Source organism: Microbacterium sp. NPDC055599, assembly GCF_053618975.1.
In genome coordinates this window covers 76,852-92,711 of the sequence record NZ_JBSHIM010000012.1, presented here as the reverse complement: position 1 = coordinate 92,711, position 15,860 = coordinate 76,852, and the positions used below count along the sequence as shown (strand labels likewise).

Genomic DNA, 15,860 nt, shown 5'->3' with positions numbered 1-15,860 from the left:
GCCCGCGAGCGGAGAGTTCGCCGCTCCCCTGTGGACAACCGCGACGCCCGACCCCGCATTCCCCGTACCGTGACCGGGTGATCCCGTCATCCACCATCCGCACCGCCTCGCCGTGTCTTGTCCTCCTTGCCGCCACCTCCTTGCTGCTCGCTGCGTGCACATCTGCCCCGCAAGCCGCCCCCTCACCTACTCCCCCCTTTTCTTCCAAGGACGACGCATTCGCCGCCGCTGAAGCGACGTATCGCGCCTACAACGACGCCGGAAACGACCGTCGAAACGGCGACCTCTCGGCGAAGCCTCAGCGGTTCCTTCGAGGAGAGGCGCTGGAAGCGGAGCTGGCAGCAGAGGACTATCTGCGATCGAAGGGTCTCCAGTTGGTCGGAGATGTCAGCGTGACCGACTTCATCGGGCTGGACGCGGATGTGAAACCGGCCAGAACGCTTCTCACTGCACTGGTGTGTCTGGATGTGTCGCGCGCAAGGCTGGTCAGCGTGGAAGGAACGGATGTTACGTCCACCGAGCGTCCACCCGTTCTCGCTCAAACCGTCCAGATGAGTGCAGACGTGGGCGACCTGCTCATCGATCACGAAGAGGAAGCCGCCGCAGATCAATGTTCAGAACAGTGAGCGTCGCCGTCGTCAGCCTCCTGGCGACGTTCTCAGTTGTGTACAGCGCGCCGGACGTAGCGTTGGCCAACGCGACCCCCTGCGCAAAGACTCTCGCCATCGCGGGCCAGTGCGCGGTGCAACAGAACGATTCGAACTTGTCCATCACGGCGACGGAAACTCGCTCATCCCCCGTCGACGCCACCCCCGACGCACGCCACACGGGCACGCCCCGCCGCTACCCCCGCCCGGACCAGAACCGTCAGACCGACGTGTGCGCGGGAATAGCCGACGAACGATGCCGCGCCACGGCGCCTCAGACTCCTCCCGCACCCCGGCCTGCTGCCCCGGGTCCCGCGCTCACGATCACCGATGTCGCCCAGTTCGCGCCGGACCCGGCCGCCACCAGCGCCGAGCCGTCCAACATCGGCGTCGCCGGACTCCCCACGAACTTCCTCACCCCCACCGCCCCTCCGGCCCGCACCGGCACTCTCCTGGGCACGCCCATCACCGTGCGCTTCACCCCGGTCCGCTACGACTTCGTTTACGGCGACGGCACGACCGCATCCACCACGACGCCGGGACACCCGTGGGCCGCGCTCCGTCAATCCCAGCTCACCCCCACCCCCACCAGCCACGTGTACCGCGCCCGCGGCACCTACACCGCCACCACCGCCGTCCACTACACCGCCGAGCTCGACACCGGCAGCGGCTGGGTGCCCCTCCCCGGCGAGCTCACCATCCCCGGGCCCGGCCAGGCCATCCGCATCTATGAGGCCACCACAGCGCTCGTCCGTCACACGTGCACCGAGCAACCCACCGCCCCCGGCTGCTGACCCGTGCGCACGCACGCTCTACCCTGAAGCCATGCCCCGCGCCGAACGCCTCATGCTGCTCGACACCGCCAGTCTGTACTTCCGCGCCTTCTACGGCGTGCCCGACAAGGTGACCGCCCCGGACGGCTCCCCCATCAACGCCGCGCGCGGACTGCTCGACATCGTCGCGAAGCTCATCACCCTGTATCAGCCGACGCACGTGGTCGCCTGCTGGGACGACGACTGGCGGCCGCAGTGGCGCGTCGACCTGATCCCGAGCTACAAGACGCACCGCGTGGTGGAGGTCGTGGCCGGTGCGCCGGACGTCGAGGAGGTGCCCGATCCCCTCGAGGCGCAGATCCCGCTCATCCGCGAGACCCTCGCCGCCATCGGGATCCCGATCGTCGGTGTGGCCGAGCACGAGGCCGACGACGTGATCGGCACCCTGGCGACGCACGCATCCATGCCGGTCGACATCGTGACGGGCGATCGCGACCTCTTCCAGCTCGTCGACGACGCCGCCGACGTCCGGGTCATCTATACGGCGCGCGGCATGAGCAACCTCGAGGTGGTCACCGACGCCACCGTCGTCGCCAAGTACGGGGTGCTCCCGTCGCAGTATGCCGACTTCGCCACGATGCGAGGGGATGCGTCCGACGGCCTCCCCGGCGTCGCCGGGGTGGGCGAGAAGACGGCGGCCACGCTGCTGGGGGTGCACGGCGACCTGGTGGGGATCCGGGAGGCGGCGGAGGCGGGTGAGGGCATGAGCGCAGGGGTGCGCGCCAAGATCCTCGCAGCGACGACCTACCTCGATGTCGCACCGACCGTCGTGGCCGTGGCGACGGATCTCCCGATCGCCACACCGGACGTCCCCCTCCGTGCCCTGTCGGAGAGCGAGGTCACGACGGCGACGGCACTGGCGGAGAGGTGGAACCTCGGCGGCTCGATGACGCGGGCGGTCACCGCGGTGACGGAGGCCGGACGCGCAGCGACCGAGGAGTGAGCGTCACTCCGCCCAGGCGAGCAGGCGGGACAGACCCCAGGTGGTGACGATGCGCGACGCGGGCACTCCCGCACGCTCGGCGCGTTCGGCGCCGTAGTCCAGCAGTGAGAGCTGTCCCGGCGCGTGGGCGTCGGAGTCGATCGAGAAGAGACACCCGGCTTCCAAAGCGATCGCGATCAACTCGTCGGGTGGATCCTGTCGCTCCGGTCGCGAGTTGATCTCCACGGCCACGCCGTTCTCGGCACAGGCGGCGAAAACCGCCGCAGCGTCAAAGGCCGACGGCGGGCGCGTCCCCCGGTCGCCCTGCACGAGCCGGCCTGTGCAGTGGCCGAGCACATTGACGCGTGGATGCGAGACGGCGGCGATCATGCGCGCGGTCATGGGCCTGGCGTCCATGCGCAGCTTCGAGTGCACGGAGGCGACCACGATGTCGAGTTCCCGGAGGAGATCGTCGTCCTGGTCGAGAGACCCGTCTTCGAGGATGTCCACCTCGATGCCCGCGAGCAGCGTGAAACCGTCGCCGGACTGCGCCCGCACGAGCGGCATCTGCTCCCGCAGCCGTTCGGCGGAGAGGCCACGCGCCACCCGCAGACGCGGCGAGTGATCGGTGATCGCCTGGTACTCGTGCCCCTGGGCTCGAGCGGCGGCGGCCATCACCTCGATGGATGTGGTGCCGTCCGACCAGTCGGTGTGGGCATGCAGGTCGCCGCGCAGTCGGCCCCGCAGCTCCGAGACCCGCTCGGGTTCGACCTCGCCGCGCAGCTCCACGAGGTACTCGGGGATGCGGCCCTCCTGGGCCTGGCGGATCACGGCGAACGTCGACTCCCCGATCCCCCGTGCGGCGCGAAGCCGGGTGGGGTCGTTCCGCACGTCCTCGGGGAGATCCTCGAACGTGGCGGCTGCCTGCCGGAACGCCTTCGCCCGATACCGCGATGCCCGCTCGCGCTCGAGCAGCGAGGCGATCTCGAGGAGGGCGTCGACGGGCTCCATGGTCACTCCTCGACGGCGGCCAGTTCGCGGCTCGCACCGATCCACGCGTCGAGCTTCGCGAGGGCCCGCCCGTCGTCCACCGCCGCGGACGCGCGAGCGTATCCCTCACGCAGACGCTCCAGGATCGGCCGCTGCACCTGCGTGGCGTCCTGCGAGAGCTCGAACGCGACGATCCCGGCCGCGGCGTTGAGCAGCACGATGTCACGCACGGGCCCGGTCTCACCCGCGAGCGTGCGTCGCAGCACGTCCGCGTTGTGCTCGGGCGAGCCGCCGATCAGGTCGGCGAGGTCGGCGAGCGGGATGCCGAGGTCGCGCGGATCCAGGTCGTGCTCGTGGATGTCGCCTCTGGTCACCTCCCAGATGCGACTGTGACCGGTCGTGGTGAGCTCGTCCAGCCCGTCGTCTCCGCGGAACACGAGGGCGGTGGCGCCGCGGGTGCGGAAGACGCCGGTGATGAGCGGGACCCGCTCCATCTGCGCCACCCCCACCGCGTTCGCTTCGGCTCGTGCGGGGTTGCAGAGCGGGCCGAGCATGTTGAACACGGTCGGAACGCCGAGCTGCGCGCGCACAGCTCCCGCGTGCTTGAAACCGGGATGGAACGCCCCGGCCCACGCGAAGGTGATCCCGGTCCGGTCGAGGATCGAGGCCACGGCAGCGGGGTCCAGCGAGAGCTCCAGGCCGAGCGCGCCGAGCACGTCGGAGGAGCCGGATGCCGAGCTCGCAGCGCGATTGCCGTGCTTGACGACAGGGACTCCGGTGGCGCCGATGATGATGGCCGCGGTCGTGGACACGTTGACGGTCCCGACGCGGTCGCCGCCCGTTCCGACGATGTCGAGAACGTCCGGCGAGACCGGGAGAGGAACGGCCGCCTCGAGGATCGCGTCCCGGAAGCCGACGATCTCGTCGATGGTCTCCCCCTTGGCCCTGAGTGCGATGAGGAACCCCGCGAGCTGCGCCTCGGTGACCGAGCCCGACATGATCTGGCGCATCGCCCAGGTGGATTCCCAGACGCTGAGGTCCCGACGCTCCAGAAGGGTGGTGAGCACATCGGACCAGGTCAGGGATTCAGCCATGTGTGCGATCCTATCGGCGCGGAGAAAACGTGCAGATCGATCCGCGCTTCCGCGCAGAGGTACCGCGACCGCCGTTTCCCGCGGATTCACCGATGATTCGCAGTGATCTCTTAGGGTCCCCTAAGTCACCCACGAGGGATTCGACGGCCGTGGGTGCAAGAATCACGTCCGCGGATCGGCCATAATGGAGGGGTGACGACCTCAGCGACGTATGCCCCGGCGGCGAGAACGATCAAGCGGCCCAACCCGGTAGCTGTCGGCACCATTGTGTGGCTCGGCAGCGAGGTGATGTTCTTCGCGGGACTCTTCGCGATCTACTTCACGCTCCGCAGCACTTCACCCGAGCTCTGGGCCGACCGTACCGAGCTTCTGAACGTGCCGTTCGCGGCCGTCAACACGGCGATCCTCGTGCTCTCGTCGTTCACGTGCCAGATGGGCGTGTTCGCAGCCGAGGACCTCCAGCCCTACCGCATCGCGAAGGGCCAGAAGAACGGCGCCGGTCGCCGTCGTCTGTTCGGCTGGGGCATGGTCGAGTGGTTCTTCCTCACCTTCGCCCTCGGCGCGATCTTCGTCTCCGGCCAGGTCTGGGAGTACGCGCAGCTGGTTGCGGAGGGCATGCCCATCCAGGCCGACTCGTACGCCTCGGCCTTCTACCTGACGACCGGCTTCCACGCCCTGCACGTCACCGGCGGTCTCGTCGCGTTCCTCCTCGTCATCGGCCGCGCGTACGCCGTCAAGAACTTCCGGCACAAGGAGGCGACGTCCTCGATCGTGGTGTCTTACTACTGGCACTTCGTCGACGTCGTCTGGATCGTGCTGTTCTTCGTTATCTACTTCCTGAAATAAGAGCGGAGCTGATCCCCGAGATGGCACGAGAGAAGAAGCGCCGTTCGAGCGGTCGTCGCAGCCCACTGGCGGCGGCCGCGCTCATCGGAGCTGGACTGATGATCACGGGCGCCGTGTACGCAGGAGCGTCCGCCGCCTTCGCGGCCAACGACGCCCCTAGCGCGGCGACGCAGTTGACGGTGGAAGACGGCGAGAAGCTGTTCCAGGCGAACTGCGCCACCTGTCACGGCCTCGACCTGCAGGGCACCCCCAACGGACCGAGCCTCTACGGCGTCGGCGAGCTGGCTGTGGAGTTCCAGGTGTCGACCGGCCGCATGCCGCTGCAGATGCAGGGCCCGCAGGCACCGCAGAAGGAGCCGCAGTTCACCGAGGAGCAGATCCTCGCGATGTCGGCCTACGTGCAGTCCGAGGCCCCCGGTCCGACGTTCCCGTCCGACCGCATCCTGGACGGCGAGGGAGACGTCGCGCACGGTGCCGAGCTCTTCCGCGTCAACTGCGCGATGTGCCACAACGTCGCGGCCGCCGGTGGTGCTCTGACCGAGGGCAAGTACGCCCCCGCGATCACCGAGACCAGCGCGCTGCACATCTATGCCGCCATGGTCACCGGCCCGCAGAACATGCCGGTCTTCGGCGACATGAACCTGTCCGACGAGGACAAGCGCGACATCATCTCGGCCCTGCTCTTCCAGCAGCAGTCGGTGCAGATCGGTGGCTTCTCGCTGGGGTCGCTCGGCCCGGTTTCCGAGGGCCTGTTCGTGTGGATCTTCGGTATCGGCGCTCTGGTCGCCATCACCGTGTGGATCACGGCGAAGTCCAACTGACGCATATTCATCGAAGAGGAACGTACGAGGAGCACCATGGCACACGACGACGACTCGCAGGCTCTTGACAGGGCCTACCAGCCCTCTCCGGGGCTGGGTGTCGCAGTCAGCGATCCCGTGCAGAACCCCGGGCTGCCGCCGCACCGCGAGCGGATGACCGATAAGGACCCGCGCGCTGAGAAGGCTGCGGTCCGTACCGTCTACACGCTGTTCTACCTGTCGCTCGCCGGCAGCATCTGGGCGGTCGCCGCCTACATGCTGTTCCCGATCGAGAGCGGCGCGCTCATCGACATCCGGCAGAACAACCTCTTCATCGGTCTGGGCATCGCTCTCGCGCTGCTCGCCCTCGGCATCGGCGCGATCCACTGGTCGAAGGCGCTCATGTCCGACAAGGAGCACGTCGAGCTGCGCCACCCCACGCGGGGCAAGGACTCGACGCGCGAGGCCGCCATCAAGGCGTTCGCCGACGCCAACGAGGAGTCCGGATTCGGCCGCCGCACCATGATCCGCAACTCGCTGTTCGCGGCGATCGTGGCGTCGATCATCCCCGGAGTCACGCTGTTCCGCGGTCTCGCACCGCATTCCACGCCGGACGACCCGACCAAGGGCGACCCGGTGGCGCTGCTGAAGCACACGATGTGGGACAAGGGGATGCGCCTGGTGCGCGACCCCGACGGTACGCCGATCCGCGCCGCCGACGTCACGCTCGGCTCTGCCTTCCACGTCATCCCCGAGGACCTCGCCGAACTCGGCCACGACGAGGGCTACCTCGAGGAGAAGGCCAAGGCCATCGTGCTGATGATGCGGCTGCGGCCCGAGCAGCTGATCGAGGCCGAGGACCGCAAGGACTGGTCGTACGACGGCATCGTGGCCTACTCCAAGGTCTGCACCCACGTCGGCTGCCCGGTGGCTCTGTACGAGCAGCAGACGCACCACCTGCTGTGCCCGTGCCACCAGTCGCAGTTCGACGTCACCGACCACGCGAAGGTCATCTTCGGACCGGCCGCCCGTCCGCTTCCGCAGCTGCCCATCACCGTGGATGACGAGGGCTACCTCATCGCACGCAGCGACTTCACCGAACCCGTCGGCCCGAGCTTCTGGGAGCGCCATTGAGCACCGCAACGCTGTCCAAGGACGAGAAGGACACCAAGGCGCCTCTCGGCGGCCGCTTCGTCGGCGCCGCATCGAACTACATCGATGAGCGCACCAGCCTCTCCGGCTTCGTCAAGGAGCTCGGTCGCAAGATCTTCCCCGACCACTGGTCGTTCATGCTCGGTGAGATCGCCCTGTGGAGCTTCGTCGTCGTGTTCCTCTCCGGAACCTTCCTGACGTTCTTCTTCCAGGCCTCGATGGTCGAGACGCACTACACGGGCGCATACGCTCCCATGCGCGGAATCGCGATGTCCTCGGCTCTCGAGTCGACGCTGCACATCTCGTTCGACCTGCGCGGTGGGCTCCTGGTCCGCCAGATCCACCACTGGGCTGCGCTGGTCTTCATCGCGGGTATCGGCGTGCACATGCTGCGGGTGTTCTTCACCGGCGCGTTCCGCAAGCCGCGCGAGCTGAACTGGGTGATCGGCTTCCTGCTGTTCATCCTGGCGATGGCCGAGGGCTTCACCGGCTACTCGCTCCCCGACGACCTGCTCTCGGGCAACGGCCTGCGCATCATCGACGGCATGATCAAGGGCCTGCCCCTGATCGGCACCTGGACCTCGTTCCTCCTCTTCGGCGGCGAGTTCCCCGGCACCGACATCGTCGGCCGTCTCTACACCCTGCACATCCTGCTGCTCCCGATGCTGGTGATCGCCTTCATCGTCCTGCACCTGATGCTCATGGTCATCAACAAGCACACGCAGTTCGCCGGCCCCGGCCGCTCGAACGACAACGTCGTGGGCTACCCGATGATGCCGGTGTACATGTCCAAGATGGGCGGCTACCTGTTCATCGTCTTCGGCACCATCGTGCTGATCGCGACGTTCTTCCAGATCAACCCGATCTGGAACTACGGCCCGTACGACCCGTCCCCCGTCTCGGCGGGTACGCAGCCCGACTGGTACATCGGGTTCGCGGACGGTGCGCTGCGCCTCGCCCCGTCGAACTGGGACATCGTGTTCCTGAACCACACGTGGTCGTTCGGCATCCTGGCTCCGGTCGCAGTGCTCGGCCTGTTCATCGTGATCGTGGCGATCTACCCGTTCATCGAGGCGTGGGTCACGGGCGACAAGCGCGAGCACCACATCGCCCAGCGTCCCCGCAACGCGGCCACGCGCACGGCGATCGGTGTCGCGGGCGTCATCTTCTACGCCGTGCTGTGGGCGGCGGCATCGTCCGACCTCATCGCCACGCACTTCATGCTCACGATGGAGGGCGTGATCCACACGCTCCAGGTGCTGCTGTTCCTCGGCCCGATCATCGGCTACTTCGTCACCAAGCGCATCTGCATCGCGCTGCAGAAGAAGGACCGCGAGATCGTGCTGCACGGCTTCGAGTCGGGCCGCATCGTCCGCCTCCCCGGTGGCGAGTACATCGAGGTGCACCAGCCGGTCGACAAGTACGACCGCTGGAAGCTCATCGACATCGACGGCTACGAGCCCCTCGTGGTGCGCCCGAACGCCAAGGGCCGCATCCCGTGGACGGAGAACCTTCGTTCGGCGATGTCGCGCTGGTTCTTCGAGGACCGTCTGGCTCCGCTCACGCAGGCCGAGGTTGACGCCGCCGATGCACATCAGCACCACGTCACGGCGGACAACGAGGCGGCCGAGGCCGCGGAGATCCAGGGCGCTCACGAGCGCGCCGGCTTCCCCGACGCCCCGCTCACCGTCGACGAGACTCACGTCGACGAGACGCCGAACACGCCCAGCACGGTGATCTCGACCGAGCCCGTGAAGCGTCCGCGCAAGAAGAAGTCGGAGGACGACGAGTAGTCGCCACTCCCCCGCTGAAGGCCCCGTCCCGTCGGACGGGGCCTTCGTCGTCTCACCGATGAGAGGATCACTTCATGTCATCCAGTGCTCGGTCAGCTCGCTCGCGCGCGCTTTCGCCCCGACGCGCGCTCCATCTCGCCGCTGAGTCTGCCGCCGGCCCCCACGGCGCTGCTGGCCCCCTCGCCGGTCCCCACGGCGCTGCTGGATCCCTATTCCTCGACGATCTCAACGACGCCGGAGGACCCGTCACCGCCGCCTCTACAGCCGCAGCTCCCACCGGCAGCACCCACGTCGTCGCTCCTGGACCCCTCGCCGGTCCCCCCGCCGCCGCCGGGCCCCTTGCCCCCGCCGCTCCCCCTGACGGCACTCACGCCGGCGCTGCTGAGCCCATCGCCGAAGCCCGTACCGACATCCATATCGTTGGACATGGAACCCGTGACGTGCACCCCTGGTTCGCGTCTCGCACGCGGTCCATGCCGAACCCATCGACCCCTGCATCGGCCACGACCGACATGTTCCCGATCACGCTGGACATGGGGCACGCGGCCCAGGACGAAACGACACGGAGCACCCCCGCGGTCATCGGCTCGGCGGCGTCGCTATGACACGCGTGCGTATCCGGCCGGCGGAGCCGCAGGACATCGCTGCTCTGGAGGAGATCGAGCTCGCGGCCGATCGTCTCCTGGTCGAACGCTTCCGCGCGCAGGACTGGCCGCCCCCGGCAACGGCGGCCGAGCGCGCCGCGCATGACGGCTACGTCCTGGTCGCCGAGGCGGTCGATTCGCGCCGTGCCGCGCAGACTGCCCGATCTGCGCTCACCGTCGTCGGCTTCGCCCACGTCCTGCAGATCGACGGAGACGGGCACCTTGAGCAACTGTCGGTCCACCCTGATCATGGTCGCCGGGGTATCGGTCGGCAGCTGGTGCATGCCGCGCTGGACGAGAGCGTTCGACGGAGGAATCAGCGCATCACCCTGCGCACCTACGCCGAGGTTCCCTGGAACGCCCCGTTCTACGCCACGTGCGGGTTCGCCGTGAGCACTCCCGATACGCCGTTCCTCGAGTCCCTCGTGAGCATCGAGCACGCCCTCGGGCTGGACGCATACGGGACACGCGTGCAGATGACGCGGCGCCACTGACGGCGGGGGCCACTGACAGCGGGGGCCAACGGCAGAATCCGCACGACCGACGTCCGTCTCACTGCGCCACGCGGCCAGAGCGGGAACTAGCGTGGAGACATGATCTCGCGCTCCGACTACTTCGCCGCCAAGCTCGCCTATGAAACGGATCCCGCCGACGTGCACGCCGCGCGCACCGCGGGCGAACAGCTCGTCGTGATCGATGTCCGGTCCTCGGAGGCGTGGACCCAGGGGCGCGTGACGGGCGCGGTTCACATGCACCACAGTGAGATCGCCGCCCGGGCGCCGCAGGAGATCTCCCCCGACGCCGAGGTCGTCGTGTACTGCTGGAGCCCCGGCTGCAACGGCGGTACGCGGGGCGCGGCCGAGTTCGCCAGCCTCGGGTATCGGGTCCGCGAGATGATCGGCGGATTCGAGTACTGGGTGCGAGAGGGATACCCGGTCGAAGATGCCGATGGCGTGCACCACCGCCCCGTCGATCCCCTCACCGGGATTCCACGGATCCGCACGCGCGCCTGAACGCCGCACTCACACACACGGGAAAGGCCCCCCGGAACGATCCGGGGGGCCTTTCGCAGGTACAGCGCTCAGCGGGCGAAGTTCCCGCGGTAGTACTCGTAGACCCAGCCGACGATCGCGACCACGAAGATCGCGAGACCGATCGGCAGGAGGAAGTGCCCCACCGCGAGCCCGACAACGAACACACCGGCCGAAGCGGCGAGCACGAGCGGCCACCACGACCACGGGCTGAACTCTCCGAGCTCGGGGTCACCGTCGTCGATGTCGGAGGTCAGGATGTCTTCCGGCAGCTCACCGTTCTGCGCCTTGTGGGTGCGGTCGAGGTAGAACGCGACCATCGCTCCCATGAAGGCGGAGAAGAACAGCGCCACGGTGCCGACCCACTCGATCTGATTCACGAGCGGCAGGCCGGGGTGGGCGAGGATGTTCCAGCCCGTGTAGACGACGCCCACAAGGGCGAAGAACGCGGTCAGGACCCACCAGATGATGACGTTATCGCGCATGACTCAGTGGCCCTCTCGCTCGCCGGGTGCGGTGGTCGCGAACTCGGCCGCCTCCGGGTGGTTCAGGTCGAACGCGGGACGCTCGCTGCGGATACGCGGGATCGACGTGAAGTTGTGCCGCGGCGGCGGGCACGAGGTCGCCCACTCGAGCGAGGCGCCGTAACCCCACGGGTCGTTCACCGTCACCTTGGGCGCCTTGCGCGCGGTGATCCAGACGTTCAGGAAGAACGGCAGCATCGAGGCGCCGAGGATGATCGCGCCGATCGTGGAGACCTGGTTCTGCCAGGTCCAGCCATCGGCCGCCGAGTAGTCCGCGTAGCGACGCACCATGCCGTCCACACCCAGCCAGTGCTGGATCAGGAAGGTCATGTGGAAGCCGACGAACAGCATCCAGAAGTGCACGTAGCCCAGACGCTCGTTGAGCATGCGTCCCGTCCACTTAGGCCACCAGAAGTAGAAGCCCGCGAACATCGCGAACACGACCGTGCCGAACACCACGTAGTGGAAGTGCGCCACCACGAAGTACGAGTCGCTGAGGTGGAAGTCCAGCGGCGGGGCCGCGAGGATGACACCGGTCAGACCACCGAAGACGAACGACACCAGGAAGCCGAGCGCGAAGACCATCGGCGTCTCGAACGTGACCGACCCTCGCCAGAGCGTGCCGATCCAGTTGAAGATCTTCACGCCGGTCGGGACGGCGATGAGCATCGTCATCAGCGCGAAGAACGGCAGCAGCACAGAACCGGTGACGTACATGTGGTGCGCCCACACCGCGACCGATAGCGCGGCGATCGCGATCGTCGCGTACACCAGCGTCTTGTAGCCGAAGATCGGCTTCCGGCTGAAGACCGGGAAGATCTCCGAGACGATACCGAAGAACGGCAGCGCGATGATGTAGACCTCGGGGTGGCCGAAGAACCAGAACAGGTGCTGCCACAGGAGCACACCGCCGTTGGCCGGGTCGTAGACGTGAGCGCCGAGGACGCGGTCGGCGGCGGCGGCGAAGATCGCGGCCGCGAGCACCGGGAACGCCATCAGGATGAGCAGGCTGGTGATCAGCGTGTTCCACGAGAAGATCGGCATGCGCCACATGGTCATACCCGGGGCACGCATCGTGATGATCGTGGTGATGAAGTTCACCGCACCGAGAATCGTTCCGAAGCCGGAGATGCCCAGACCGAGCATCCAGAGGTTTCCACCGGCACCCGGCGAGAACGAGGCGTTGGCCAGCGGCTGATAGGCGAACCAGCCGAAGGAGGCGGCACCCTGCGGGGTGAGGAAGCCGGCGACGGCGATCGTCGACCCGAAGAGGAACAGCCAGAACGCGAAGGCGTTGAGACGCGGGAAGGCGACGTCGGGCGCACCGATCTGCAGCGGCAGGATCGCGTTGGCGAAACCGGCGAACAGCGGCGTCGCGAACATCAGCAGCATGATCGTGCCGTGCATCGTGAACAGCTGGTTGTACTGCTCCTTCGTCGGGATGATCTGCATGCCCGGCGCGAAGAGCTCGGCGCGGATGACCAGGGCCATCACGCCGCCGAGGAGGAAGAACAGCACAGACGCGATCAGGTACATGTACCCGATGGTCTTGTGGTCGGTGGAGGTGATCCACTTGACGACGATGTTGCCCTTCTGCTCCACACGCGAGGAGCTCATGAGAGCCGCCTGACGTGCGGGCAGAGTGGTGGGACGGGAGCGGGGTGCCTCGTCGGTGCGAGGAGCTTCAGTGGTCGACATGACTTACTCCTCTCCTTCCTCGGTGTCGGTCTTCCCGGAGGTGCCGGGGAGGTTCGAGAGACGGTCGTACGCGTCGGTGATGTCGCCCGTGTTGCCCTTCTCCTCGAGCGACTCGAGGTAGGCGTCGTACTCCTCCTGGGAGACGACCTTCACGTTGAACAGCATCATCGAGTGGTACTCACCGCAGAGCTCGGCGCACTTGCCGGCGTACTCGCCCTCGCGCGTCGGGATGAAGGACCAGGAGTTGTCCTTGCCGATGAACATGTCCTTCTTGTACAGGAAGTCGATGATCCAGAAGGAGTGGATCACATCGCGAGACTGAAGGTTGATCGTGACCTTCTTGTCGACGGGGAGCACCAGCGTCGGGAGCTCGGCCTTGTCGATGTTGCCCTCGGCATCGGGCTGGGCCTGGATGCCCATCGTCCAGACCGTGTCGTCTTCGGTGTCGCCGTTGTACTGGAAGTCCCACGCCCACTGCTTGGCGATCGCGGTGATCTCGACGTCGGGGTTGTCCCACTTGGTCTCGATCTCGGTCTGGTCGCGCGCCGTGAAGAAGAACATGCCCAGCACGAGGATGAGCGGCACGATCGTGTAGAAGATCTCGATCGGCATGTTGTAGCGCATCTGCACCGGGAGACCGGTCTGCCCCTTGCGCCGGCGGTACGCGATCGCGGCCCACGCCATGAGGCTCCAGGTGATGACGCCGACGGCGAGAAGAACGATCCAGGAGTTCACCCAGAGCGACGACACGCGCTCCGTCTGGTTGGTCGCTGCCGGGCCACCCTCCACGAAGCCCGGAAGAAAGCCGTTCAGCTCGGTGGGAGTACATCCCGCCAGAGCCACAGCTGCCACGACTCCCACAGGGAGTGCGGCCCAACGAAGGCGGCGTTTCGAGGGCACGATGCACCTTTCAGATTGCGGACAGGGCACGTTCAAGTCTAGAGCAACCTCACACCCGATTCATGCCATCCACGCAGGTTCCGCACGCGAAACGGCCGCCGTCACGCGAGGTGACGACGGCCGTGGTCCGGAAATCCGCAGATCAGTGGAAGCTGTCTCCACAGGCGCAGCTTCCCGCGGCGTTCGGGTTGTCGATCGTGAAGCCCTGCTCGGAGATCGTGTCCTTGAAGTCGATCGACGCGCCGTCGAGGTACGGGACGCTCATGTTGTCGACGATGACCTCGACGCCGTCGAAGTCGACCGTCTCGTCGCCCTCGAGGAAGCGCTCGTCGAAGTAGAGCTGGTAGATCAGGCCGGAGCACCCGCCGGGCTGAACGGCCACGCGCAGACGCAGGTCGTCACGGCCCTCCTGCTCCAGAAGGTTCTTGACCTTGGTGGCCGCGGCGTCCGTCAGGCTGACGCCGTGTGCGCGGGTGGTCTCTGCGGACAGGGTGGTGTCGGTCATGTCACTCCTTGGGACGGGCCGCGATACACGGCTTCTGTGACGATTCTACCGCCGCTTCCCGCGACGGGCTCAGAGCTCGACGGCGTTCATCCGTGCCAGCAGCAGGGCCTCGGTCGCGACCGCATGACGAAAGGTGTCCAGGTGCAGCGACTCGTTCGGGCTGTGCGCGCGGGAATGCGGGTCTTCCACTCCCGTCACGAGGATCTGCGCGTCGGGGAACTCGCGGACGAGGTCGGCGATGAACGGGATGGACCCGCCGACTCCCAGGTCGACCGGCGCCACGCCGTAGCCGTCGCGCATCGCGTCGCGGGTGAGCGAGACCGCCCAGCCGCTGGTGTCGACGAGGAACGGGTTGCCCAGGTCGACGTCGGAGAACGACAGTTCGGCACCGAACGGGGCGTGGGCACGCAGATGCCGCTCCAGAGCGTCATATGCCTCCTGCCCCGTCTGCCCGGGTGCCACCCGCGCGCTGATCACGACGGTGACCTCCGGCAGCAGCGTGTTCGACGCGGCCGAAACGCTCGTCGCGTCGATGCCGATGACGGTCACCGACGGCTTGTTCCAGATGCGGCTCAGAATCGTCCCGTCGCCGATCGGCATCGTGCCGGGAAGGAGACCCGCTTCGTCGCGCAGGGTCGCCTCCGCGTACTCCGGCGTCTCCGCCTCGCGGCTCGTCATACCCTCGACGGCGACCGATCCGTCGGCGTTCCAGAGCGTCGAGAGCAGCCGGACGGTGGCCATCATCGCGTCGGGCACCGCGCCACCGAACATCCCCGAGTGGGACGCGTGGTCGAGCGTGCGGACCTTCATCGTGAACCGGGCGTTCCCCCGGAGCGACACGGTGAGCCCGGGCGTCACCGAATCCCAGTTGCCGGAGTCGGCCACGACGATGGCGTCGGCGCGGAGGGCGTCTTTGTTGTCGGCGAGGAACTGGGCGAACGAGCGGGAGCCGTACTCCTCCTCCCCCTCGATGAACATCGCGATCCCGAGGTCGAGGTCGGCACCGAGAACCGACGACACCGCGCGGACCGCACCGATGTGGGCCATGATCCCCGCCTTGTCGTCGGCGGCCCCGCGTCCGTAGAGGCGGCCGTCGCGCACCGTCGGCTCGAACGGCGGGGTCTCCCAGAGGGCGTCGTCGCCGGGGGGCTGCACATCGTGGTGGGCGTAGAGGAGGATCGTCGGCTTGCCGTTGCGAGCAGCGCGGGTCGCGAGCACCGCGGGCTGCCCGTGCTCATCGGTGCCCGGGATCGCGGCACGCAGCACACGCACCTCGTCGAACACCCCCGTGTCCCTGGCCAGCGTCGCGACGGCGTCCGCACTGCGCTCCAGCTGCGTCTGATCGAACGCGGGCCAGGCCATGCCGGGGATGCGGACCAGGTGCCCCAGATCGGACAGCGCGGACGGGATGCCGGTGGCCACGGCCTCGAGGACGGCGGCGTCGGACTCGCTGGGAAGTGCAGGTGAGGTCATGCGAGTAA

16 protein-coding genes are annotated in these 15,860 nt (G+C 67.5%); 9 read left to right on the top strand and 7 right to left on the bottom strand.

The window, feature by feature from the left end; translation table 11 throughout:
* The first annotated feature begins 77 nt into the window (after positions 1 to 77).
* From ACWGQ1_RS13065 to ACWGQ1_RS13055, 3 genes are all read left to right on the top strand, one after another.
* Positions 78 to 626 (top strand): hypothetical protein, encoded by a 549-nt coding sequence (locus ACWGQ1_RS13065; RefSeq protein WP_452313092.1) that lies wholly within the window; start codon positions 78 to 80, stop codon positions 624 to 626.
* 137 nt (positions 627 to 763) lie between these two features.
* Positions 764 to 1,441 (top strand): hypothetical protein, encoded by a 678-nt coding sequence (locus tag ACWGQ1_RS13060; protein WP_452313091.1) that lies wholly within the window; start codon positions 764 to 766, stop codon positions 1,439 to 1,441.
* A gap of 31 nt (positions 1,442 to 1,472) precedes the next feature.
* Positions 1,473 to 2,423, top strand: a complete 951-nt coding sequence (locus ACWGQ1_RS13055; RefSeq protein ID WP_452313090.1) for a 5'-3' exonuclease H3TH domain-containing protein — start codon at positions 1,473 to 1,475, stop codon at positions 2,421 to 2,423.
* Between the two features lie 3 nt (positions 2,424 to 2,426).
* On the opposite strand, the gene ACWGQ1_RS13050 is transcribed toward ACWGQ1_RS13055, so the two are convergent.
* Together ACWGQ1_RS13050 and trpD are read right to left on the bottom strand one after the other, a co-directional pair.
* On the bottom strand, positions 2,427 to 3,413 hold the full coding sequence (locus tag ACWGQ1_RS13050) for a PHP domain-containing protein (RefSeq protein WP_205814370.1): 987 nt from the start codon (positions 3,411 to 3,413) through the stop codon (positions 2,427 to 2,429).
* A 2-nt stretch (positions 3,414 to 3,415) separates the two neighbouring features.
* The gene (gene trpD / locus ACWGQ1_RS13045) at positions 3,416 to 4,486 is read right to left on the bottom strand and encodes an anthranilate phosphoribosyltransferase (protein WP_136036543.1); all 1,071 of its coding nucleotides are present in this window, start codon (positions 4,484 to 4,486) and stop codon (positions 3,416 to 3,418) included.
* 192 nt (positions 4,487 to 4,678) lie between these two features.
* Here trpD and ctaE point away from each other — a divergent pair, with 192 nt between their 5' ends.
* The 6 genes from ctaE (at position 4,679) to ACWGQ1_RS13015 (ending at position 10,734) form a co-directional block, all read left to right on the top strand.
* Positions 4,679 to 5,332: an aa3-type cytochrome oxidase subunit III gene (gene ctaE / locus ACWGQ1_RS13040; protein WP_136028789.1), complete on the top strand. Its 654-nt coding sequence runs from the start codon at positions 4,679 to 4,681 to the stop codon at positions 5,330 to 5,332.
* A gap of 20 nt (positions 5,333 to 5,352) precedes the next feature.
* Positions 5,353 to 6,153: a cytochrome bc1 complex diheme cytochrome c subunit gene (gene qcrC, locus ACWGQ1_RS13035; protein ID WP_136028788.1), complete on the top strand. Its 801-nt coding sequence runs from the start codon at positions 5,353 to 5,355 to the stop codon at positions 6,151 to 6,153.
* A gap of 36 nt (positions 6,154 to 6,189) precedes the next feature.
* A complete protein-coding gene (gene qcrA, locus ACWGQ1_RS13030; RefSeq protein ID WP_136028787.1) occupies positions 6,190 to 7,266 on the top strand; it encodes a cytochrome bc1 complex Rieske iron-sulfur subunit in 1,077 nt (358 codons plus the stop codon).
* Complete coding sequence (gene qcrB, locus ACWGQ1_RS13025) at positions 7,263 to 9,077, top strand: cytochrome bc1 complex cytochrome b subunit (protein WP_136045370.1); 1,815 nt, start codon at positions 7,263 to 7,265, stop codon at positions 9,075 to 9,077. The genes qcrA and qcrB overlap by 4 nt, the downstream gene beginning before the upstream one ends.
* Before the next feature lie 601 nt (positions 9,078 to 9,678).
* Positions 9,679 to 10,215 carry a GNAT family N-acetyltransferase gene (locus ACWGQ1_RS13020; RefSeq protein ID WP_247981852.1) on the top strand — a complete coding sequence of 179 codons (537 nt, stop codon included), beginning with the start codon at positions 9,679 to 9,681 and terminating at the stop codon, positions 10,213 to 10,215.
* 99 nt (positions 10,216 to 10,314) lie between these two features.
* The gene (locus ACWGQ1_RS13015; protein ID WP_136045373.1) at positions 10,315 to 10,734 is read left to right on the top strand and encodes a rhodanese-like domain-containing protein; all 420 of its coding nucleotides are present in this window, start codon (positions 10,315 to 10,317) and stop codon (positions 10,732 to 10,734) included.
* A 68-nt stretch (positions 10,735 to 10,802) separates the two neighbouring features.
* Here ACWGQ1_RS13015 and ACWGQ1_RS13010 read toward each other — a convergent pair whose 3' ends face one another.
* The 5 genes from ACWGQ1_RS13010 to ACWGQ1_RS12990 all read right to left on the bottom strand — a co-directional run bounded on the left by ACWGQ1_RS13010 (position 10,803) and on the right by ACWGQ1_RS12990 (position 15,852).
* Positions 10,803 to 11,237 (bottom strand): cytochrome c oxidase subunit 4, encoded by a 435-nt coding sequence (locus tag ACWGQ1_RS13010; RefSeq protein WP_025105064.1) that lies wholly within the window; start codon positions 11,235 to 11,237, stop codon positions 10,803 to 10,805.
* A 3-nt stretch (positions 11,238 to 11,240) separates the two neighbouring features.
* The gene (gene ctaD / locus ACWGQ1_RS13005) at positions 11,241 to 12,974 is read right to left on the bottom strand and encodes an aa3-type cytochrome oxidase subunit I (RefSeq protein WP_205812734.1); all 1,734 of its coding nucleotides are present in this window, start codon (positions 12,972 to 12,974) and stop codon (positions 11,241 to 11,243) included.
* Between the two features lie 3 nt (positions 12,975 to 12,977).
* The gene (ctaC, locus tag ACWGQ1_RS13000; protein ID WP_136031360.1) at positions 12,978 to 13,874 is read right to left on the bottom strand and encodes an aa3-type cytochrome oxidase subunit II; all 897 of its coding nucleotides are present in this window, start codon (positions 13,872 to 13,874) and stop codon (positions 12,978 to 12,980) included.
* 142 nt (positions 13,875 to 14,016) lie between these two features.
* Positions 14,017 to 14,379: an iron-sulfur cluster insertion protein ErpA gene (gene erpA, locus ACWGQ1_RS12995; RefSeq protein ID WP_136031358.1), complete on the bottom strand. Its 363-nt coding sequence runs from the start codon at positions 14,377 to 14,379 to the stop codon at positions 14,017 to 14,019.
* A gap of 69 nt (positions 14,380 to 14,448) precedes the next feature.
* Positions 14,449 to 15,852 carry a M20/M25/M40 family metallo-hydrolase gene (locus ACWGQ1_RS12990; RefSeq protein ID WP_452313089.1) on the bottom strand — a complete coding sequence of 468 codons (1,404 nt, stop codon included), beginning with the start codon at positions 15,850 to 15,852 and terminating at the stop codon, positions 14,449 to 14,451.
* Positions 15,853 to 15,860 lie beyond the last annotated feature (8 nt).

Bases quoted from the DNA above. Each gene is read 5' to 3' on its own strand.
- ACWGQ1_RS13055 (WP_452313090.1), top strand. From the start codon at position 1,473: ATGCCCCGCGCCGAACGCCTCATGCTGCTCGACACCGCCAGTCTGTAC.
- ACWGQ1_RS13050 (WP_205814370.1), bottom strand. From the start codon at position 3,413: ATGGAGCCCGTCGACGCCCTCCTCGAGATCGCCTCGCTGCTCGAGCGC.
- trpD (WP_136036543.1), bottom strand. From the start codon at position 4,486: ATGGCTGAATCCCTGACCTGGTCCGATGTGCTCACCACCCTTCTGGAG.
- qcrC (WP_136028788.1), top strand. From the start codon at position 5,353: ATGGCACGAGAGAAGAAGCGCCGTTCGAGCGGTCGTCGCAGCCCACTG.
- qcrA (WP_136028787.1), top strand. From the start codon at position 6,190: ATGGCACACGACGACGACTCGCAGGCTCTTGACAGGGCCTACCAGCCC.
- ACWGQ1_RS13020 (WP_247981852.1), top strand. From the start codon at position 9,679: ATGACACGCGTGCGTATCCGGCCGGCGGAGCCGCAGGACATCGCTGCT.
- ACWGQ1_RS13015 (WP_136045373.1), top strand. From the start codon at position 10,315: ATGATCTCGCGCTCCGACTACTTCGCCGCCAAGCTCGCCTATGAAACG.
- ACWGQ1_RS13010 (WP_025105064.1), bottom strand. From the start codon at position 11,237: ATGCGCGATAACGTCATCATCTGGTGGGTCCTGACCGCGTTCTTCGCC.
- ctaD (WP_205812734.1), bottom strand. From the start codon at position 12,974: ATGTCGACCACTGAAGCTCCTCGCACCGACGAGGCACCCCGCTCCCGT.
- erpA (WP_136031358.1), bottom strand. From the start codon at position 14,379: ATGACCGACACCACCCTGTCCGCAGAGACCACCCGCGCACACGGCGTC.
- ACWGQ1_RS12990 (WP_452313089.1), bottom strand. From the start codon at position 15,852: ATGACCTCACCTGCACTTCCCAGCGAGTCCGACGCCGCCGTCCTCGAG.